The following is a 19,190-nucleotide window of genomic DNA, read 5'->3' on the forward strand; positions in this document are numbered from 1 at the left end:
GTCCCGCCCGACCAGCCCCGGAGAATCCCCCCTTTAAAAGTCGCGCGAAGTGACATATCATTATCGATTGCACGAGGGCCTGTTTCTCATCCGGCCCGTCGCGGGAGGAGAATATCCGTGTTACGCACACAGAGATCGCATCGCTTTCTTTCCCGATCGTTCATCGCGGGAGTTACCGTCGCCCTGCTGCTGGCGTCGACCGCCGGCGGAGAGGCAAAAAGCAGGGCAACAGGAGAGCGCGCTCCACAACCGACGCCGCTCGCCACACCGACTCCGGCCCCCTCTCCCTCGCCGACATCGATTCCGACGCCGGCTCCCGTTTCGTTCGACCTCCGGACGGTCGCGGACAGGGCGCTCAAGCTGGCGTCCGCCCCGTTCCAGGATCCGAGCGGCCAGGTACCGGAGTTCCTGCTCCGGATCGGCTACGACCAGTGGCGCAAGATCCGCTTCAGGAAGGATCACGGTCTCTGGAACGAAGAAGGATCCCCCTTCGAGGTCCAGTTCTTCCATCCCGGACTTCTCTACAACCGTACCGTGAAGATCGGCCTCGTGGACGCCGACGGAATCCGCGACTTTCCGTTCTCGACAGATATGTTCGAATACGGGGACAACGACTTCGCCGACAAGGTCGCGCACGCGACGCTGAACTTTTCCGGGTTCAGGGTCCACGCGCCGATCAACCGAAGGACATATCGGGACGAGGTCGTCGCATTCCTCGGCGCGAGCTACTTCCGCGCCGTCAGCGCGGGCCTCCAGTACGGTCTCTCGGCGCGGGGACTCGCGCTCGACACAGGTCTGCCCTCGGGTGAGGAGTTCCCGTATTTCCGCGAATACTGGCTCCTGACGCCCCGTCCGGAGGACACGGCGTTCACGTTTTTCGCGCTTCTCGACAGTCCGGGCTGTACCGGTGCGTACAAATTCGTCGTCACGCCCGGAAAGCGCACCGTCATGGATATCGACGGCGTCCTCTTCCGCAGGAAGGACATCGCGAAGGTCGGGCTCGCGCCGCTCACGAGCATGTTCTTCTACGGCGAATCGCTCAACGGGATGCCCGGCGATTATCGCCCCGAGGTTCACGATTCCGACGTCCTCCTCATGAAGACGCATGAAGGCGAATGGCTCTGGCGTCCGATCGAGAATCCGCGGCGTCTGACGATCACGCCGTTTCCGATGACGCACCCGGCGGGGTTCGGACTTCTGCAGGCGGACACGGATTTCGACCACTACCAGGATCTCGAGGCGCGCTACGAGCTCCGCCCGTCGGTCTGGATCGAACCGAAGGGCCCGTGGGGACAGGGACGCGTCGAACTCATCGAGATCCCGACCGACTCCGAGATCAACGACAACATCGTCTCGTTCTGGGTTCCGGCGAATCCCGTGAGCATGGACGCCGAAGGGAAAACCGTCGAGATCAAGCGGCCGCTCCTCGCGCCCGAACCGTTCTCGTACCGCATGACGTGGTTCGCCCCGGACGAGAGCTTCATCCCGCTCGGAATTCCGGTCGCGACGCGGACGATCCGCCTGAAGGACGAGTCGATGCGGCGCTTCGTCATCGACTTCGAAGGGGAGACTCTCGCCGAACTTCCGGCCGACGCGGGGCTCACGAGCGTCGTCACGATCGGCGACGGGGCGAAGCTCACGGAGAAGCAGCTCCAGAAGAACGAGGCGACCGGCGGCTGGAGACTCTTCCTGCAGGTCCAGATCGACGCCGACCGTCTCAAGGGCGTTCTTCCGACGTCGAAGCCGGCGATCCGCCTGAAAGCGCTCCTTAAAAAGGGAGAGAACCTCCCCGACCCGCTGACCGTGACGTGGGTCTACGACCTTCAACCGTAGGAGACCGGCGGCCATGTCGGCGGAATCGGAACGGAAACAGCTCGAGTGGCAGGTCGCGCGCGACCGTGTGTTGCTGTATATGCGAGCGTTGGATCTTCCTCCGTTCGGCGGAATCGAGCTCGCGCTCGAGTCGCTGAAGCGCAGCGGTCCGGCGTCCGTCGCGGAATCGATGCGCACGCTCCGCGAACTTCTCCACGAGCAGGAGCTCGACCGGGGCATCGTGGACGAGGAGGGGGCCTTCATCTCGTCGCTTCCGCCGCTGAACCGGGGGACCATGGTACCGCGAAAGTTCGACCGCTCCCCGTGGCGGACCGCGCTGTCGCGATTCGTCCGCAGATGGCTCCGCGACCTGTTCGTCTCCGACGCGCGAAAGTGAGGGCGACCGGATGTCTCCGCTCGAAAAGCTGACGATCTCCTGGAACAGGACCGCGAGCTGGCGCAGGATTCTTCTGATCGTTCTGGTTCTGCTTCCGACCTTCGTCGCGAGCCGGACTATGTCGCAGATCCTCCCGCACAAGGGAGGATCGTCGCTCGAAATCGTTCTCGTCGTGATCTTCGCGATTCTGTTCGCGTGGATCTCGATCGGCTTCTGGACGGCGCTTCTCGGTTTCTTCGTGCTCCTGCGCGGAAAAAACCGGCTCTCGGTAACCGAAGCCATCCGCGATCTTTCGCACGACATCCCGGACGAGGGCGCGCGCACCGCGATCCTGATCCCGATCTACAACGAGGATGTCGACCGGGTCATGGCAGGCGTCCGGACGACGTTCGAGACGCTCGCGGAGACGGGACAGGGAGATCGCTTCGATATTTTCATCCTGAGCGACTCCACGAACCCCGACGTCTGGGTGATGGAAGAAGAGGCCTGGTACCGCCTCTGCGCCTCGCTCGGCGCGTTCGGACGCATTTTCTACCGCAGGCGCCGCTCGAACATCAAGCGCAAGAGCGGCAACGTCGCGGACTTCTGCCGCCGATGGGGAAAGAACTACCGGTACATGATCGTCTTCGACGCGGACAGCATCATGGACGGAGAGACGATGGTCCGCATCGTCCAGATCATGGAGCGGCGACCGGATATCGGCATTCTCCAGACGCCGCCGGCCGGCGTGAACCGGGAGACGCTCATCGCGCGCGCCCAGCAGTTCGCGAACCACGTCTACGGGCCGATGTTCGCGGCGGGGCTCCACTGGTGGCAGCTCGGCGACGCCCAGTACTGGGGACACAACGCGATCATCCGCGTCGAACCGTTCATGCGCCACTGCGAGCTTCCCCGCCTGCCGGGCGGCGGTCCTCTCGGAGGCGACATCCTGAGCCACGATTTCGTCGAGTCGGCGCTCATGCGCCGCGCGGGGTACGGAGTCTGGCTCGCGTACGACCTCAGGGGAAGCTACGAGGAGACGCCGCCGACGCTCATCGACGAACTCAAGCGCGACCGACGCTGGTGCCAGGGAAACCTCCAGCACATGCGGCTGCTCTTCACGCGGGGATTCTTCCCGGCGCACCGGGCGCTCTTCATCAACGGCATCATGTCCTACGGATCGGCGCTGCTCTGGCTGCTCTTCCTCGCAGTGAGCTCCGCCGAGGCGATCGCCGAGGTGCTCTTCGAGCCGAAATACTTCCCGGGCGTCAAGACGCTGTTTCCGGAATGGCCCGTCTGGTACCCCCACTGGGCGATCACGCTTCTCGCGTCGACGGCCGTCGTGCTCTTCCTGCCGAAGCTCCTGAGCATCCTGCTCGCGGCGATCAGGGGCGAGCTGCATCTCTACGGCGGAGCGATCCCGATGACCGCGGGCGTTCTGCTCGAGGTCGTCCTGTCGACGCTGCTCGCTCCGGTCCGGATGCTCTTCCACAGCACGTTCGTCGTCGGCACGCTCCTCGGGCGGTCCGTCGGATGGGGCACGCAGACGCGGGACGACCGCGGGACGTCGTGGGCCGACGCGATGAACGTCCACTGGTGGGGGATGTGCATCGGAATCGCGTGGGGCGGCATCCTCTACCTGTTCAATCCGACGTTCTTCTGGTGGATCTCGCCGATCCTCCTTTCGCTCGCGCTCTCCGGCCCTCTCTCCGTTCTCACGAGCCGGGCGTCCTTCGGGACGGCCGCCCGGGCTTCCGGCCTCTTCCTGATCCCCGAGGAGACCGAACGGCCGAAGGTCCTGCGGGAACTCGACCGGAACATGGAAGCGCCGATCCCCTATTCGCCGCTTCCGATCCCGCGAGGCGCCGGGTTCATCCGCGCGGTCGTCGACCCGAGGACCAACGCGCTGCACCGCTCCCTGCTGATGCGCTACAGCATGATCTCGGCCGCGCGCCCGTCGGCCCCGGAACGCGCGAGACAGCTCGTCGAGCGGGCGCTTTCCCTCGGTCCCGGCGCGCTCGGGGCCGCGGAGAAGATAGAGATCCTCCGCGACCCGCACATCCTCGAGGAACTCCACCGGCGCGTGTGGGAAATCACGGACCGCGACCGGGGGCTTCTGTGGGGGCTCGAGTGTCCGTGCATCGAGTGAGCGACGCGGCGCCGATGAGCGCGGCATCGTTTCCGAGCGCACTCGCCCGGACGTCGAGCGTTTCGCTGTAACAGTCGGGGAGGAACCGCAGCGCCGCTGAGCGGACCTCCCCGACGAATCCCTCTCCCCGGCTCACTCCGCCGCCCACGATGACGGCCTCGGGGTCGAGCAGGCACGCCACCGCGCCAACGGCCCTCCCGAGGGCTTCGAACACCCTGTCCCAGAGGGGACGAACGAGAGGGTTGTCCCGGTCGCGCCAGAGAGCCCTCGCATCCGGAGCGAAGCCGCAGAGCGCTGCCTCGCGTTCGATTGCGTTGGCTCCCGCGATCGCCTCGACGTGTCCGAATCGGCCGCATCCGCAGGGCTCGTCGCGCCCGACGGCGATGTGTCCCGGCTCCCCGGCCATGCCGTGGCTGCCCCGCAACAGCCGCCCACCGAGGATAACGCCTCCCCCGATCCCGGAACCGAGCGTCAGGACGACGTAGTCGCTCAGCCCCATCGCCGCGCCGGACCACCCCTCGCCGAGCGCGTAGCAGTTCGCGTCGTTCTCGACCTCGACGGGCGCCCCGACGGCTTCCGAAAGGATCCGGCGAATCGGAGCGCCGACCCATCCCGAAAGGTTCGGGACGACGCATACATGATCCCGTCCGGCATCGAAGGCGGCCGGAAAGCCGACCCCGACGGGAATGCCATCCCGCGATCCGAGAAGCGCCGCCATCCGTCCGATCTGCGGAGCGACGACATCGGGCGTGAGCGGAGGAGCCGTAGACTCCTCCGTCCGACGGACGATCCGACCGTCCTCGACGAGCGCCGCCGCGACCTTGTGCCCCCCGACGTCCACCCCGATCGCGCGCATCAGACCTTCCTCCTTTTGTTCACGACGTCGAACCATACGGCCACGATGATGATGACCCCCTTGATGATGAGCTGGTAGAACGAACTCACGCCGAGAAGACTCATCCCGTTGTTCATGACTCCGATCAGGAAGCTGCCGACGACGGTCCCCGCGATCGTCCCGACGCCGCCAGCCGGACTCGTTCCTCCGATGATGACGGACGCGATCGCGTCGAGCTCGAACATGTTCCCGAGGTTCGGGTTCGCGCCGTTGAGTCGGGACGTGAGCAGGATTCCCGAGACGGCCGCGAGCGTCGTCGCGATCGTGTAGACCGCGAGCTCGACGCGGAAGACGTCGATTCCGGACAGTCGCGCGGCCTCGCGATTGCCTCCGGTCGCGTAGATCTGTCGTCCGAGTCTCGTGTTGCGCAGCATGAACGCGCCCGCGAGAATCAGCGCGAGAAGGAGCGCCACGGGGTAGGGAATCCCCCTGTAACTGATGAAAACGTATCCCGCGAACGCGATGATCCCGACGCCGAAGGATGCCTTCAGCGCGACGTCGCGCGTGGGAACGTGGATGCCGTAGGAATGCTGCCGCGACGCGCTCCGGACCGTCGCGAACAGGAATGCCGCGAACGCCAGTCCGAGGATGACGGCCGAGGTCGCCGGTCCGATGTATTCGCCGCCGATCAGTGGAAAGACCGGGTCCGTGACGGGGATCGAACTCCCTTCCGAGAGTACGAGCGCCCCTCCGCGCGCGATCGTCATCATGCCAAGCGTGATGATGAACGCGGGAATCCGATAGTGCGCGATCCACAGACCATTCCAAATCCCTATTCCGACACCGACCAGGAGCACCGTCGCGAGAATCGCGAGCCAGACGTTCCAGCCGTGTTGCATGAAGAGCGTCACGACGATCGACGCGAGACCGACGATGGACCCGACCGAGAGATCGATTCCCCCGAGAAGGATCACGAACGTCATGCCGACAGCGATGATTCCGATGATCGTGACCTGCAGCGTGATATTGCTCAGGTTGCGGGGCGTGAAGAACGCGTCCGAGAGGAACGACAGCGCCGCCGTCAGGACGACGAGCGCCGTCAGCGTCGCGTGCGAGCGAAAGAAGTTTTTCATCGGGCCCCCTCCTGCGTGCGGTTTCCCGTGGCGTAGTCCATGACTTCCTCCTTCGTGGTCTTCGACGTCTCGAGATCGGCGACGAGACGCCCTGCGCACATCACGAGAATCCGGTCGCTCATTCCCATAATTTCGGGAAGCTCCGACGAGATCATGATGACCGTCACGCCACGCCTCACGAGATCGTTCATGAGCCGGTAGATCTCGACCTTCGCCCCGACATCGACGCCTCGCGTCGGTTCGTCGAGAATCAGGATTCTCGATTCCGTCGCGAGCCATTTCGCGATGACGACCTTCTGCTGGTTGCCCCCCGAGAGCGCTCCGGCCGCCGTGTCGATGGAGGGCGTCCGGATGCCGAGTTCGTCGACGAAACGCCCCGCGAGGTCCCGCTCGCGGAGGTCGTCGATGACGCCGATCGCGTTCGAGACGGCCCTGAGCGAACTCAACGCGACGTTCGTCCGGACGGAGAAGTCGAGAATCAGCCCGAGGAGCTTGCGGTCTTCCGTGACGAGCGCGATTCCCGCCGCGATCGCGTCTCCCGGCGAGCGAATCGCAACGGGACGGCCGTCGATCAGGACCTCCCCCCTCGCCTCGTCGGGCAATGCGCCGAAAATCCCGCTCACGAGCTCGGTCCGCCCCGCGCCCATGAGCCCGGCGATCCCGAGGATCTCCCCCTTTCTCGCGCAGAACGAGACGTCCGAGACCCGCTTCGCGTTCCGAAGCGACGGGTGGTCCACCTCGAAATGCCGTACCTCGAGCGTGATCGCGCCCGGCGAGGCCGGGCCCTTCGGATATTTCTCGCGGATATCCCGGTTGACCATCCGCGAGACGACGGCATCGAGGCTCACTGAAATGAGCGGTTCCGCCGGGCCGACGGTCTTTCCGTCCCGGAGAACCTGGACGCGGTCGCCGATGCGCTCGAACTCGTCGAGCTTGTGGGAAATGTAGATCATGCACACGCCCCGATCGCGCAGCGAACGCAGGATCCGGAAGAGATCCTCCGTCTCGCGGTCCGTGAGCGCGCTCGTCGGTTCGTCGAGCACGAGAATCGACGCGTCGAGCGACAGGGCCTTCGCGATCTCGACCATCTGCTGTTTTCCGACCGGGAGCGTCCGGACGCGGTCGCGCGTTCCGATGCCCCTGATCCGGAGCCGGTCGAGGATCGTCGCGGCCTCCGCGTGGACGCGGTCCCAGTCGATGATCCCGAAGGTGCGCGTGAAATAGCGGTCGAGGAAGATGTTCTCTCCGACGGACATATCCTGGATCAGGTTGAGTTCCTGGTGGATGATCGCGATGCCGGCCTCCGCGGCTTCGCGCGTCGAGCCGAAGCGCCGCTCCTCCCCGCGGATCGTGATGCGCCCCGAGAAGCTCGACGCGGGCCAGACGCCGCTCAGGATCTTCATGAGCGTCGACTTTCCGGCGCCGTTCTCTCCGGCGAGAATAAGCACTTCGCCCGCCCGGGCCTCGATCGTCACGTCGTCGAGAGCACGCACTCCGGGAAAGTCCCGTGTGATATGCTCCATCCGGAGCACAACATCCCCCATACACGTCACCCTCCTCCGCGTCACGCAGGGCCGGAGTCGTTCGGAAAGAACGACTCCGGCCGCTCTTTACTTCCCGTAGACCTGCTCTCGCGTATAGAACCCCTCGGCGATGATCGTCGAATCGAGATTCTCCTTCGTGACCGGCACGACCTCCGTAACGATCGTCGGCACGTCGACCGCACCGTTGTTGATCGTCTTATCCGGCTTTACGAGGTCTGCGACCTTCGCATTCGGATTCCTCGCGAGAAGGACGGCGATCTCTGCGGCTTTCTCGGCAAGCGGCCGGATCTTCTTCCAGATCTCGAGCGCCTGTTTGCCATTGGCGACGTACTGGATGTTCACAAGGTCCGCGTCCGACCCGGCGACGAAGACCTTCGCCGCGTCGTCGAGTCCCTGCTCCTTCAGCGCCGCGACGACGCCCCGGGCCATGCCGCTGTTGTTGCAGATGAACGCATCGACCGAATTTCCGGTCTTCGTGAGGACGTTCTGTGCGGTCGCCATCGCCCGGTCCGGCGCCCATCCCTCGTGCGACTGCTGCGTCACGAGCTCGAGACCGGAATTCGCGCGGATGATCTCGAGCGCTCCCGAAGACATCGCGATCGCGTTCGAGTCGCCCGGCTGCCCCATGATCAGGGCCACTTTCCCCTCGATCTTGCCCTTCTTCGTCCTGAGCCAGGAAAGCATGGCCTCCCCCTGAAGCTTTCCGACGGCCCATGAATCCTGCATGACCATGCAGTCGAGCGGACCGTTGACGAGCATCGAATCGTAGCCGACGACTCTGACGCCCTCCCTGTTCGCCATCTTCACCATGGCCCCGGCCGTGCCGGTATTCACAGGCTGCAGGACGATGACCTTCGCCCCTCGCGCGAGCATGTTCTCGAACTTCGCGAGCTGATCCTGTTCGTTGTTGTTGCAGGAATCGAAAATCGTCTCCGCGCCGAGCTCCCGCGCCTTCGCGATGAAGTCGGCCCGGTCCTTCTGATACCGCTCCTCCTGCATGGTCTTGAGGATGAATCCGATCTTCAGGTCATTTGCGCCACACGCAGGCGCAAGACTCCCCAGGAGGATCGCCGCCGCAATACCCGCCAGAAAGAATCGTTTCATGCCCCCATCTCCCTTCCCGCTCCGGACAGAAGCCTCTCCCTTCCGATCGCTCCGAAAGGAATTCCGACGATTACCGCAAGTTCGCAGACGTCTCCGCCGATTCTCACCTTCTTCCTTTCCGATTTGTGATTTGTTTCTATTATAAATCGAATTGTCATGGAATGATGTCGCGGGAGTCTGTCGCATCGTTTCGCCGATGACCTCGCTTCGGTATAAAATACGTCCGTATGGACAAGGGAAAGCGGGTGAAGCGATTTTGAACGATACTGATGCGCCCTGTTTCGTTTTCCGGGGAAACGACGTATTATTGTCGTCCTCCCCTGAGATGCCTCTGACCGGCGACGTCGTCCGGGAACTCTTTCCGGACGTCCTGCGCGAGGGAACCTTCACGCGCGGGGACGTCCTCTGTCGCTGGATCGAAATTTCGCCGCAGGTCCCCCCTCCGGATGGAACGGAATTTTCCGGAATGCGCGGAACGTGGAGCGCGTTCGGCGACGAGTGGTTCTCGCGGGCCGGGCACGCCTACCAGCTCATGGAGTGGGAGCGGACGACACGACACTGCAGTCGCTGCGGCGCGGCAATGCGGAATCATGCGACCGACCGCGCGAAGGAGTGCCCTTCGTGCAGCTTCGTGAGCTACCCCGTCATCTGTCCCGTCGTCATCGTCGCGGTCGTGAGGGACGGAAAACTCCTTCTCGCGCGGAACGCGGGCTTTCCGACGGGACGCCACAGCGTCATCGCGGGATTCGTCGAGGCGGGAGAATCGCTCGAGGCGGCCGTCGCTCGCGAAATCCGCGAAGAGGTCGCCATCGAGGTCGGCGATCTCCGCTACTTCGGAAGCCAGCCGTGGCCGTTCCCGCACTCGCTCATGATAGGGTTCCGGGCGACCTGGAAATCCGGTGACATCCGGCCCGACGGACGCGAGATCGTCGAGGCGGGGTGGTACGGACCGGAGTCGCACCCCGACATTCCGCCGTACGGGAGCATTTCGCGCCGTCTCATCGACGCGGCCTTCGCGGAGATCCGCGCCACGGAGGAAAACTGATGGCCGACATCCCGCCCCCGCTCCTCGGGGCTTTGCGCGTCGCGATCGGAAACGCGAACGTTCTCACTTCCCCCGAGGGAATCGAATCGTACGGCCGCGACGAGGCGGGACGACTCTTCGCGCGCACTCCGGACGTCGTCGTTCGTCCTCGCGACGCCGCGCAGGTCGCGAAGATCCTCGCGCTCGCACAGGAATATCGCGTCGCCGTCACGGCGCGGGGCGCCGGGAGCGGACTCGCCGGGGCGGCCGTGCCGCTCGCGGGCGGCATCGTCCTCAGCGTCGAGCGCATGAATCGAATCCTCGAGATCGACGCCGTGAACCGAGTCGCGGTCGTCGAACCCGGCGTCATCACGAACGACCTCTGCCGCGCGGTCATGCGAAAGGGTTTTCTCTACGCCGGATACCCGATGAGCACCGAGACGAGCACGATCGGCGGCAATATCGCGACCAACGCCGGAGGTGCCAAGGTCCTGCGGTACGGCAGCACGCGCAGGAGCGTCCTGGGTGTCGATCTCGCCGTTCCGGGCGGAGAAATCCTCACGCTCGGCGGACGCTACCGGAAGGAAACCTGGGGGTACTCGCTGCTCCAACTCGTCGTCGGCTCCGAGGGAACGCTCGGCGTCGTCACGCGCGCCACGCTCGCGCTCGAACCGCTCGAACGCGCCGCGACGACGATCCTCGCCGCGTTCCGGACGACGGACGAGGCCGTCGCCGCCGTCGTGCCGCTTCTCGCCTCGGGAGCGAAACTCACGGCCTGCGAATACATGGACCGGATGTCGGTCCGGCTCTCGACCGATCGTTTGAACACGACGCTTCCGATGCAGGACGACGCGGAGGCGTACCTCGTCCTTCTCGTCGAGGACCGGAACGAGTCGCGCATGGAGGAGGAGGTCGAACTGACGGGAACCCTTCTCGCGAAAGCCGGGGCGCTCGAGGTCTTCGTCGCCGACAACAGGACGCAGGCGGAGCGGATCTGGTCCGTCAGGCAGGGGGTGACCGAGGGGATCCTCGCCGTCGACCCGTGGGCCTCGATGTCCGGCGACACAGTGGTTCCGCTCTCGGCCGTCGGGGAGATGATCCGCCTGACCGACGCGATCTGCGCCAGGCGCGGCGTCCGCGTCTGCACAATCGGGCACGTCGCCGACGGAAACATGCACCCGGCGTTCTTCAAGCCCGAAGCCTCGTCGCCGAAATCCTGGGCGACGGAGGCCGAAGACCTCTACGCCGAAATCGTCGCCGCGGCGGTGCGGCTCGGCGGCGTCGGGAGCGGGGAACACGGCGTCGGCTACGTGAAGGCCCCGATGTTCGCGGCGTCGAAGTCGAAACGGGAACTCGCGGTCATGGCGGGCGTCAGGGCCGCGTTCGATCCGGACGGGATCATGAATCCCGGGAAGCTTGCCATATAGCCACGGGGGGTATTATCTGCTATACTGATTTCGTTCAGATGAACACAAACTCTCGGAGGTGACACCCATGGAACGCACAGGAGTCGTAACCTTTCACGGAAACCCGCTGACGCTCGTCGGCACGGCGCTCAAGGCGGGAGATAAGGCCCCGGATTTCGTCCTCCTCGATCAGGGGCTCGCTCCCAAGACGCTCGCCGATTTCGCCGGGAAGTTCAAGGTCATCTCGGTGACGCCCTCGCTCGACACGCCGGTCTGCGACCTTCAGATCCACTGGTTCAACGAGGACGCCGCGAAGCAGCCGAAGGACGTGGCCGTTCTCAACGTGAGCATGGATCTCCCCTTCGCGATCAAGCGCTTCTGCGCGACGGCGGGGATCGACAGGGCGATGGCGCTCTCCGATCACCGGGAGGCGTCGTTCGGAACGGCCTACGGCGTTCTCATCAAGGAGCTTCGCCTTCTCGCCCGGGCCGTGTTCATCATCGACCCGAAGGACGTCATCCGCTACGTCCAGATCGTTCCGGAGATGACGAAGGAACCCGACTACGAGGCCGCGCTCAAGGCTCTCGAGGCGCTCATGTAGGTGCCTTCGGCCGCGCGAGCCGGACGAAAACGAAGAGGGGGAGCCCCGGCCGGGGCTCCCCCTCGCTTTTTCACGGTCTCACCGTTTTTCGACGGCTCTCGCGAGAATGTACATCTGGCCGCTTCCGGACGACGAGCGCATCTCTCCGTCGACCGCGATCGGGTCTCCCTCTTCCGCGCCGGCGATCAGATCCTTGATCGCGGGGTCGTAGGCCCGGACAAGAAGGAAGTCCTTCCTGACAACACCATTCTCGTCCTCGGAGTCCTGCCTCACCGTGAACGCCCGGTAGGTTCCGAACCGCGTCCTTCCCTCGTCATCGCGGACCTTGTGCAACGCACCGGAAATACGAACCGAATTCTCCCACACCATGTACGGTCACTCCTTAATCGGGACACAAAAAGCGACCGACACCGTCTTCCGTCCGCCGGTCTTCCGCTTTCGCCGTCTTCCGTGAATCACATTCCGTCTTGCCGCACCGTCCGCAGGGCGGCGCATGAGAACGCACTCCAACATCTTCTCCGGCGCATCCGGCGCGCCGAAGACCGGCCCGAACACCCGATACCCGTGTCTTCCGTGTCCGCCGCGATCAGGAACCGCTCAGCGCCTCGACCCTTACCGCCTGAATGTACATCTCTCCGCTGCCGAGAGATGACCGCACGGCTCCGATGACCCGAACCGTCGTGCCCTCCGCCTGCTCCTGAACCCAGGCCTGGATCTCGGGATCGAAGGCGCGGACGAGCAGAAAATCCCGTCTCGTTCCGCCGTCGTTCGCAGGGGTTTCCTGACGTACCGAAAAGTGAACGTACCGCCCCGATTTGCTCTCCCGGATCATCTGCCCGTGGATCAGGTGGAGGGCGCCTGACACCGTAACGGTGTTCTCCGTCAACATCTGCGCATCAACTCCTCGCGGTGTGTTCTTTCTGCACTCCGTTCGGCCGATCGCCGATTCTCCTGTGACGCCACGGTTTCATTTCCGTGTTGTTATTGTATCGTCTTTCCTCCGTTTTGTCGTCTGTACGCTACGCACACAGATGGACGCGCAGGATGTTCAGCCCGATACAGCACAGGACCACGCCGCCGAGAAGTTCGACGCACGAACCGGCCCGCTCCCCGATCGCCCCCGAAACCCCGGACGCGGCGCGGAAACCGAGCACGACGCCGGCGGCGCAGAGAAACGAGGTGACGACTCCCGCTTCCACCGCGAGCGTCATGACGGACGCGCCGAGCGCGGTAAAGCTGATTCCGACGGCCAACGCGTCGATCGACGTCGCGAGCGCGAGCGTGAGGAGCGCGATTCCCGTCGTCCGGTCCTTCGACGGACAGACCGTCGCGTCGGACGAACGCGACTCGCGGATCATGTTCACCCCGACGATCGCGAGCAGCGAGAACGCCACCCAGTGATCGTAGTCCGCGATGAGCGCAAGAAAACGACTCCCGAGAAAGGCCCCTCCGAGCGGCATGAAGAACTGGAACGCTCCGCACGCCGCCGCCATCCGGAAGGCGGGCCCAACCACCTTTGCCGTCACCGGAAGACAGGCGCCGATCCCCATCGACGCGGCGAATGCGTCCATGGCCAGCGACGCGGCGGACAGAAAAATCTCGAACTCCCGCATGTGCTCTCCCCCCATGAAAAAAGCGAGACATCCGGCCCCTGAGGGCCGAAGGTCTCGCCTGTCGGTCTTCCGCCGACGATCGGGCCAGGCTTCACGCCGGTATGTTGACCCGATCCGGAAAGCTACTCCCCTTCGCGTGTATATTGTACTCTCCCGGCATCAACCGGGCAACACAGTGCCGCCGCAATTGCCCTTTCCCAGGCTGAAGCGTAAGATACTCGAACATACCCCGATGAAAGCGAGGCATCCCGCATGTCGCTGCGAGCACGAGTCCTGAGCATTCTCGGAGGAATATGTGTCGTCTGTCTCGTCGTCCTGCTTTCACTGTCCGCAACGCTGCTGTCGCGAACGTTCGTGACGATGGACGAACGCGCCGCGCGCGACGACATCCGGCTCTTTCTGAACGTCATCGGCCGAGAGGAACGGGATATCCGGGCGCTCTGCGGCGACTGGGCCCCCTGGAACGACACCTACGACTTCGTCTCCGGCTCGAACGACGCGTACGTCTCCGGGAACCTGACGCTTCCGACGCTCCAGAACATCCGCGTCGATCTCTTCTGCATCCTGACGCCGGAACATACCGTCCACTACGCGCTCGTCATGGAGCCGAACCGCAACCGACTCCGCCCGATGACAGCCCGCGAGGAGCGGGATATTCTCGGGTACGCTCCGTTCATCGGAGCGCGATCCGACGATTCCAGCGCATCCGGATTCATTTCCGTCGGCGGCGACGCGTTTCTCTTCGCATCGCAGGCCATCCTGCACAGCGACCTCTCCGGCCCCCCCCGCGGCACGCTCGTCTTCGGACGCCGTATCGTCCGGGAACGGGAGACGATGGTAAGCCTCACCGGCATCCAGGCCGATTTCCTTTCTCCCGACCAAGACATCCCGAAATTCGACGAAACGAAGCTCATCAAGAGACACGGCGTCATCGACGCCACGCGGGCATTACGGGATCCGCTCGGACGTCCGGTGCTGCTTCTGTCGCTCCACTCGCCGTCGAATATTTCGTCGGACGGCGAACGGACGGCATTCCTGCTCGCGTGCGGGATCGCGGTCGCGATCATCCTCGGAGGACTCGCGGCGACACTATTGCTGCTGCGGCACATCGTCGCGCCCGTCGACCGGCTCAGGAACACATTCGAAGAAATGGAATCGAACGCGCGCATCGATACGCGGGTGCCGAAACAGGACGTTCCGGACCTCGACGCGGTCGCCCGTTCCGTCAACGCGCTTCTCGACGCGACGGAGGCGATTTTCGACAACGCCGACACCCCGATGATTCTCACCGACGCGAAGGGGTTCGTCGTCGAGGTCAACAGAGAGGCCGAACGTCTGCTCGGACGCAAGCGATCCGCGCTCCGCGGAACCGCCCTCATATCCTGCTTCGCGAAGGAGACGGCGGAGACCGTGAAACGCGCGGGAGTGACGGACACTCGGATCGCGGGATCACTGCTTGGTCCGGAAGGGAGAGAGATTTCCGTGGAGATCCGCATCGTTCCCTTCGACGCGGGACTCCGCCCACTTTCCGCCGTCACGTTCCGCGATCTGACGGAACAACGCACCATGGAACAGCAGCTCGCGAAAATGACCTACACCGATCCCCTCACGGGGCTGCCGAACAGATCCCTCTTCGTGGAGGAAGTCGAAGCGGCGCTCTCGTCGCCCGAATCCGTGCGGAAGGGGTTTTCGCTTGTCATGATCGACATCGACGGTTTCAAATCATTGAACGAGAGGATCGGCCCGGCGGACGCGGACACCGCGCTTCACCAGATCGCCGCACGTATGCAATCGATCCTTTCGCCGTCCGATATCCTCTCCCGCTGGGGCGGAGACGAATTCGCGATCCTGCTCAGGTCCGCCGGAGCCGCATCCGGTCTGGAGTTCTTCCTTCAGCGGCTCAAGACCGTCATCGAAACACAGTCCTCCTTCGGCGGCTATTCGACGGTGCCGAGCGCCTCGGTCGGCGTCGTGCGCGACCTCTCCGGATACCACGATACCGGGAGCCTCTTCGGCGACGCGGACTCGGCGCTTCAGACGGCGCGGTCGCACGGAACCGGACGAACGGAGATCTTCGACCCTGAGCGTTTCGGAAGGCGCGCCAACCCTCTCGCGTTCAGGGAGGAGCTCCTGGACGCGATCCGGTCGCGGCTGCTCGTGGCGCACTATCAGCCCATCGCGGACCTGCAGACGATGCGGGTGATCGGGTTCGAGGCACTCGCGAGGTGGAAGCATCCGCAGCGCGGGATGCTCCTCCCGGGCGACTTCGTTCCCATCGCGGAGGAGACCGGACTCATCGAACAGATCGATCGCGTCGTTCTCGCCGACGCGTGCACGCGACTGTCGCAATGGCGTTCGCTGCCGGGGGGGGAAGGCCTTTCCATATCCGTGAATTTCTCGGCGACGGAGTTCCTGAAGGCGGATTTCGCGGCCACAATCATCGGAACGATCACGGCACTCGGAGCGCCGCCCGACGGAATCGTCCTCGAGCTGACCGAAAGCGCGATGCTCCACGATATCGATTCCGCCGCAGCGGTCATCGAAAGACTCCGGGACACCGGGTTGCGCGTCGCGCTCGACGACTTCGGCGCGGGGTATTCGTCCCTGCGCTACCTCAACCGTCTTCGGGCGCGGATCGTCAAGATCGACCGGATGTTCACGCGCGCGCTCCCGGAATCGGCGGGCGACATGGGCGTCATTCGCGCCGTTATCGCCGTTTCGCGCGAACTCGGCATGCTCCCGCTCGCCGAAGGAATCGAGACGCTCCCGCAGCTCTCCTGGCTCCGCGAAAACGGCTGTCTTTACGGGCAGGGGTATCTCCTCTCGCGCCCCGTCGACCCCTCGGTTGCGGAGGCGTTCGTCGGCCGCGTGCTGACGCCGTCTCAGGACGATTCGCCCGCGTAGTACACGACCGCGCGTCCGTTCTCGTCCCAGAGCAGCAGGGCCGCGAGCGGCTCCCGGATCCGGACGCTCGTCCGGACGGGTACGAGCTTCGCCGACGGCGCTTCGAGAAGAAAGAGCGTATAGCGGTTCCGATCCATCGTCCGGAACTCGTCGCGCCGTGCCGGGAGATCGCCGACGGCGCGCTCCTCGACGACGGCAGCGGAGAGCAGCGATGTCCACTGGTCGCGGTCCGCGTCGTCCAGCATCCCGAGAATCCTGGGGAGCACCGTGGCCTCCGGCGCTTTCGGCGAGCCGGGCGCAACCGCTTCGGGGCCGGGCTCCGCTTCCCGGGGAACGGCATCGACAAACACCTTTCCCGTGGTGAGATAGTCCTTCAGACTCGGTCGTTTTCTGGCCATCACGCGGAACCTCTTTCCCCGCGATCCAGCGGCGCCCGGTCGAGGAATTCCCGTGCGAGCCGTTCGTAGTCGCGCGCGCCGTTGCTGCCGGGATCGTACGCGAGTACGGACATCCCCGAACCGCTCGCCTCGACGATGCCGATGCACTGCCGGATCGTGCTGTCGTAGAGTGTGTCGCCGAAGAAATTTCGGACTTCCTTCTGAACTTCCCGGTTCATGATGATCTTGGGGTTGTGGCGCGTGAGGATCACGCCGCCGACTTTCAGCTCCCTGTTCAGGCGCTTTCGGAAGAGCTGGACCGTCCTGTTGAGCAGACGCAGTCCGGCGAGGCTGAAGAACTCGCTCTCGAGCGGGACGATCAGTTCGCCGGCGGCCGCGAGGACGTTGCGCGTGAAGAGCCCGAGCTGCGGGGGACTGTCGCAGAACACCGCGTCGTACGCGTCGGGCGGAATCGCCGCGATGGCGTCCCGGAGAAGCGTATCCCTTCCCGGCTCGCTTTCGAGCTGGAGTTCGGCGACCGCGAGGTCCAGACTGCTCGGCGCAACCCATACGCCCTCCCGCTCCACGACGATATCCGAGAGCGCCGCCTCTCCCGTCAGGAAATCGAAGATGTACGGACGCTCGGGTTCGAGCGAGATGCCGAATCCCGCCGTCAGGTTGCTCTGGGGATCGAGGTCCAACGCCGCGATGCGATACCCCTTCCGCGCGAGAGCGACCGCGAGGTTCTGGCAGGCAGTCGTCTTTCCGACCCCGCCCTTCAGGTTGCAGAAACCGATGACCTTCATCGCCCCACCTCCTCGGGTTCCATTATACGGAGGAAAACATCTCCTTCAAGCGGGGAAAGAAACGAAATTCGCCGAAGTGGAGTACAATACAATACAGAGATATCAAACCGAGGGAAGGAGGAATCATCATGCTCGACGTGGCGCAATATCTTGCTGAGGGAAAGACCGCGGAGATCAGGAAGATGGTGACGGTCGAGGACACTGTGGGGAACAGCTCCCCGTATCTGACGCAGCTCCTTTCGACATCCGCGTGCGTTGAACTGATGGTGCGCGCCACAATGGAGGCGGTCGAGGGAGATCTGCCCGAAGGGTACATCACGGTAGGCAAGAGCCTTCAGATCACGCATTCCGTGCCGACGCTCATGGGAACCGCGATTACCGTAAGAGCCACCCTGTCGGAGATCTCGGGAAACCGCCTCATCGTCGACGTCGTCGGGAACGATTCCCTGGGAGAGATCTTCACCGGACGGACGGAACGCGTCGTCGTGAACCGCCTGGGACTCATGGACCGCGCGACGGAACGCGCCCAGGAGCTCAAGGAACTCCGGGAGCGGCAGTAGAGACGAAGGGAGGGGCCTGGAGGCCCCTCCCTTCGTCTTGCCTGCCGTCTATTCCGCTTCTTCCGTGAAGAGCCGGTAGAGCGCCTGGGTTCCCTCCTCGGCGTGTCCTGCCTCCGCGAGCCGTTCGTAGAGGGAGAGCGCGAGTTCGAGCCCCGGGACGTCCTGATCCATCGCGCGCGCTTCGTCGACGGCGATACGCATGTCCTTGATGAAGTGCTTCACGTAGAAGCCCGGCGCGAAGTTGCCGGCAAGCATCCTCGGCGCGAGGTTCGAAAGCGACCAGCTCCCCGCGGCGCCGCCAGAAATGCTGTCGAGCACCCGTTGCTGGTCAAGTCCCGACTTTTTTGCGTACGCCAGCGCCTCGCAGACGCCGATCATGCCACTCGCGATCGCGATCTGGTTCGCCATTTTCGTGTGCTGGCCGCATCCGGGCCCCCCCTGCCGAAGGACATTCTTCCCCATGACGCCGAAAAGCGGGGTCATGGCGGCGAATGCCTCCTCGCTTCCGCCGACCATGATCGAAAGCGTCGCCTCGCGCGCCCCCCGGTCCCCTCCGGAAACGGGGGCATCCAGAGAAAATGCCCCCCGCTTTTCGGTTTCCTCCGCGATGCGAACCGCCAGAGCCGGACTCGACGTCGTCATGTCGGCGAGGACCATTCCGGGACGGACGCCCGCCAGGATGCCGTCCGCGCCCAAATAGACATCCTCGACGTCCTTCGGGAAGCCGACCATCGTGATCACGACGTCGGTCGCGGACGCAAGCGCCGCCGGAGAGGATTCGCACACCGCACCCTTTTCGGCGAGCGGCAGTGCGCTCCCCGGACGCCGGCTCCACACGTGAAGCTCGTACCCCGCCGCCCGGATGTGGGACGCCATGCTGCGCCCCATGACTCCAAGACCTATGAATCCGACCTTCGTACGTTCCGGTTCCACCATCCGCATCACG

The 19,190-nt window shown here is 64.4% G+C and carries 18 protein-coding genes; 8 read left to right on the forward strand and 10 right to left on the reverse strand.

Annotation, left to right across the window (positions count from 1 at the left end):
• Nucleotides 1–117 precede the first annotated feature (117 nt).
• Genes ACZ5IU_RS04350 through mdoH form a run of 3 tightly spaced genes read left to right on the forward strand, consistent with a single transcriptional unit; the run spans nt 118 to nt 4,337 of the window.
• Entirely contained in the window at nt 118–1,833 is a 1,716-nt protein-coding gene (locus tag ACZ5IU_RS04350) for an OpgD/OpgG family glucan biosynthesis protein (RefSeq protein WP_464420887.1), read from the forward strand.
• A 13-nt stretch (nt 1,834–1,846) separates the two neighbouring features.
• Complete coding sequence (locus tag ACZ5IU_RS04355) at nt 1,847–2,209, forward strand: hypothetical protein (RefSeq protein WP_464420889.1); 363 nt, start codon at nt 1,847–1,849, stop codon at nt 2,207–2,209.
• Between the two features lie 10 nt (nt 2,210–2,219).
• Entirely contained in the window at nt 2,220–4,337 is a 2,118-nt protein-coding gene (mdoH, locus tag ACZ5IU_RS04360) for a glucans biosynthesis glucosyltransferase MdoH (RefSeq protein ID WP_464420891.1), read from the forward strand.
• Here mdoH and ACZ5IU_RS04365 read toward each other — a convergent pair.
• The 4 genes from ACZ5IU_RS04365 to ACZ5IU_RS04380 all read right to left on the reverse strand — a co-directional run bounded on the left by ACZ5IU_RS04365 (nt 4,282) and on the right by ACZ5IU_RS04380 (nt 8,953).
• Nucleotides 4,282–5,193 (reverse strand): ROK family protein, encoded by a 912-nt coding sequence (locus ACZ5IU_RS04365; RefSeq protein WP_464420893.1) that lies wholly within the window; start codon nt 5,191–5,193, stop codon nt 4,282–4,284. The two genes, mdoH and ACZ5IU_RS04365, sit on opposite strands and share 56 nt — an antisense overlap.
• Nucleotides 5,193–6,305 carry a sugar ABC transporter permease gene (locus ACZ5IU_RS04370; protein ID WP_464420895.1) on the reverse strand — a complete coding sequence of 371 codons (1,113 nt, stop codon included), beginning with the start codon at nt 6,303–6,305 and terminating at the stop codon, nt 5,193–5,195. The genes ACZ5IU_RS04365 and ACZ5IU_RS04370 overlap by 1 nt, the downstream gene beginning before the upstream one ends.
• Nucleotides 6,302–7,849 (reverse strand): sugar ABC transporter ATP-binding protein, encoded by a 1,548-nt coding sequence (locus ACZ5IU_RS04375; protein WP_464420897.1) that lies wholly within the window; start codon nt 7,847–7,849, stop codon nt 6,302–6,304. The genes ACZ5IU_RS04370 and ACZ5IU_RS04375 overlap by 4 nt, the downstream gene beginning before the upstream one ends.
• A 66-nt stretch (nt 7,850–7,915) precedes the next feature.
• Nucleotides 7,916–8,953, reverse strand: a complete 1,038-nt coding sequence (locus tag ACZ5IU_RS04380) for a sugar ABC transporter substrate-binding protein (RefSeq protein WP_464420899.1) — start codon at nt 8,951–8,953, stop codon at nt 7,916–7,918.
• A gap of 307 nt (nt 8,954–9,260) precedes the next feature.
• Between ACZ5IU_RS04380 and nudC the strand changes: the two genes are divergently transcribed.
• The 3 genes from nudC (at nt 9,261) to tpx (ending at nt 11,984) form a co-directional block, all read left to right on the forward strand.
• Entirely contained in the window at nt 9,261–9,998 is a 738-nt protein-coding gene (gene nudC, locus ACZ5IU_RS04385; protein ID WP_464420901.1) for an NAD(+) diphosphatase, read from the forward strand.
• The gene (locus ACZ5IU_RS04390; protein WP_464420903.1) at nt 9,998–11,404 is read left to right on the forward strand and encodes an FAD-binding oxidoreductase; all 1,407 of its coding nucleotides are present in this window, start codon (nt 9,998–10,000) and stop codon (nt 11,402–11,404) included. Before nudC ends, ACZ5IU_RS04390 begins: the two co-directional genes overlap by 1 nt.
• A gap of 67 nt (nt 11,405–11,471) precedes the next feature.
• On the forward strand, nt 11,472–11,984 hold the full coding sequence (tpx, locus tag ACZ5IU_RS04395) for a thiol peroxidase (RefSeq protein ID WP_464420905.1): 513 nt from the start codon (nt 11,472–11,474) through the stop codon (nt 11,982–11,984).
• Nucleotides 11,985–12,062: 78 nt separating this feature from the next.
• Here tpx and ACZ5IU_RS04400 read toward each other — a convergent pair whose 3' ends face one another.
• The 3 genes from ACZ5IU_RS04400 to ACZ5IU_RS04410 all read right to left on the reverse strand — a co-directional run bounded on the left by ACZ5IU_RS04400 (nt 12,063) and on the right by ACZ5IU_RS04410 (nt 13,597).
• The gene (locus ACZ5IU_RS04400; protein ID WP_464420907.1) at nt 12,063–12,353 is read right to left on the reverse strand and encodes a DNA-binding protein; all 291 of its coding nucleotides are present in this window, start codon (nt 12,351–12,353) and stop codon (nt 12,063–12,065) included.
• Between the two features lie 217 nt (nt 12,354–12,570).
• Complete coding sequence (locus ACZ5IU_RS04405) at nt 12,571–12,873, reverse strand: DNA-binding protein (protein WP_464420909.1); 303 nt, start codon at nt 12,871–12,873, stop codon at nt 12,571–12,573.
• 130 nt (nt 12,874–13,003) lie between these two features.
• Nucleotides 13,004–13,597, reverse strand: a complete 594-nt coding sequence (locus tag ACZ5IU_RS04410) for a manganese efflux pump MntP (protein WP_464420911.1) — start codon at nt 13,595–13,597, stop codon at nt 13,004–13,006.
• A 252-nt stretch (nt 13,598–13,849) separates the two neighbouring features.
• Here ACZ5IU_RS04410 and ACZ5IU_RS04415 point away from each other — a divergent pair, with 252 nt between their 5' ends.
• Nucleotides 13,850–16,501 carry a bifunctional diguanylate cyclase/phosphodiesterase gene (locus ACZ5IU_RS04415; RefSeq protein WP_464420913.1) on the forward strand — a complete coding sequence of 884 codons (2,652 nt, stop codon included), beginning with the start codon at nt 13,850–13,852 and terminating at the stop codon, nt 16,499–16,501.
• On the opposite strand, the gene ACZ5IU_RS04420 is transcribed toward ACZ5IU_RS04415, so the two are convergent.
• The gene (locus ACZ5IU_RS04420) at nt 16,480–16,899 is read right to left on the reverse strand and encodes a hypothetical protein (RefSeq protein ID WP_464420915.1); all 420 of its coding nucleotides are present in this window, start codon (nt 16,897–16,899) and stop codon (nt 16,480–16,482) included. The two genes, ACZ5IU_RS04415 and ACZ5IU_RS04420, sit on opposite strands and share 22 nt — an antisense overlap.
• Complete coding sequence (locus tag ACZ5IU_RS04425) at nt 16,899–17,684, reverse strand: ParA family protein (RefSeq protein WP_464420917.1); 786 nt, start codon at nt 17,682–17,684, stop codon at nt 16,899–16,901. The genes ACZ5IU_RS04420 and ACZ5IU_RS04425 overlap by 1 nt, the downstream gene beginning before the upstream one ends.
• Before the next feature lie 128 nt (nt 17,685–17,812).
• Between ACZ5IU_RS04425 and ACZ5IU_RS04430 the strand changes: the two genes are divergently transcribed.
• A complete protein-coding gene (locus ACZ5IU_RS04430) occupies nt 17,813–18,244 on the forward strand; it encodes a thioesterase family protein (RefSeq protein ID WP_464420919.1) in 432 nt (143 codons plus the stop codon).
• Nucleotides 18,245–18,292: 48 nt separating this feature from the next.
• Here the strand turns inward: ACZ5IU_RS04430 and ACZ5IU_RS04435 are convergent, their stop codons facing one another.
• Nucleotides 18,293–19,186 carry an NAD(P)-dependent oxidoreductase gene (locus ACZ5IU_RS04435; protein WP_464420921.1) on the reverse strand — a complete coding sequence of 298 codons (894 nt, stop codon included), beginning with the start codon at nt 19,184–19,186 and terminating at the stop codon, nt 18,293–18,295.
• Nucleotides 19,187–19,190: the final 4 nt, after the last annotated feature.

It is taken from the genome of Lactivibrio alcoholicus (assembly GCF_055390895.1).

Excerpts from the sequence above, each read along its gene's own strand:
- ACZ5IU_RS04355 (WP_464420889.1), top strand. The coding sequence starts at position 1,847 with ATGTCGGCGGAATCGGAACGGAAACAGCTCGAGTGGCAGGTCGCGCGC.
- mdoH (WP_464420891.1), top strand. The coding sequence starts at position 2,220 with ATGTCTCCGCTCGAAAAGCTGACGATCTCCTGGAACAGGACCGCGAGC.
- ACZ5IU_RS04365 (WP_464420893.1), bottom strand. The coding sequence starts at position 5,193 with ATGCGCGCGATCGGGGTGGACGTCGGGGGGCACAAGGTCGCGGCGGCG.
- ACZ5IU_RS04370 (WP_464420895.1), bottom strand. The coding sequence starts at position 6,305 with ATGAAAAACTTCTTTCGCTCGCACGCGACGCTGACGGCGCTCGTCGTC.
- ACZ5IU_RS04375 (WP_464420897.1), bottom strand. The coding sequence starts at position 7,849 with ATGGGGGATGTTGTGCTCCGGATGGAGCATATCACACGGGACTTTCCC.
- ACZ5IU_RS04380 (WP_464420899.1), bottom strand. The coding sequence starts at position 8,953 with ATGAAACGATTCTTTCTGGCGGGTATTGCGGCGGCGATCCTCCTGGGG.
- ACZ5IU_RS04390 (WP_464420903.1), top strand. The coding sequence starts at position 9,998 with ATGGCCGACATCCCGCCCCCGCTCCTCGGGGCTTTGCGCGTCGCGATC.
- tpx (WP_464420905.1), top strand. The coding sequence starts at position 11,472 with ATGGAACGCACAGGAGTCGTAACCTTTCACGGAAACCCGCTGACGCTC.
- ACZ5IU_RS04400 (WP_464420907.1), bottom strand. The coding sequence starts at position 12,353 with ATGGTGTGGGAGAATTCGGTTCGTATTTCCGGTGCGTTGCACAAGGTC.
- ACZ5IU_RS04405 (WP_464420909.1), bottom strand. The coding sequence starts at position 12,873 with ATGTTGACGGAGAACACCGTTACGGTGTCAGGCGCCCTCCACCTGATC.
- ACZ5IU_RS04410 (WP_464420911.1), bottom strand. The coding sequence starts at position 13,597 with ATGCGGGAGTTCGAGATTTTTCTGTCCGCCGCGTCGCTGGCCATGGAC.
- ACZ5IU_RS04415 (WP_464420913.1), top strand. The coding sequence starts at position 13,850 with ATGTCGCTGCGAGCACGAGTCCTGAGCATTCTCGGAGGAATATGTGTC.
- ACZ5IU_RS04420 (WP_464420915.1), bottom strand. The coding sequence starts at position 16,899 with ATGGCCAGAAAACGACCGAGTCTGAAGGACTATCTCACCACGGGAAAG.
- ACZ5IU_RS04425 (WP_464420917.1), bottom strand. The coding sequence starts at position 17,684 with ATGAAGGTCATCGGTTTCTGCAACCTGAAGGGCGGGGTCGGAAAGACG.
- ACZ5IU_RS04430 (WP_464420919.1), top strand. The coding sequence starts at position 17,813 with ATGCTCGACGTGGCGCAATATCTTGCTGAGGGAAAGACCGCGGAGATC.
- ACZ5IU_RS04435 (WP_464420921.1), bottom strand. The coding sequence starts at position 19,186 with ATGCGGATGGTGGAACCGGAACGTACGAAGGTCGGATTCATAGGTCTT.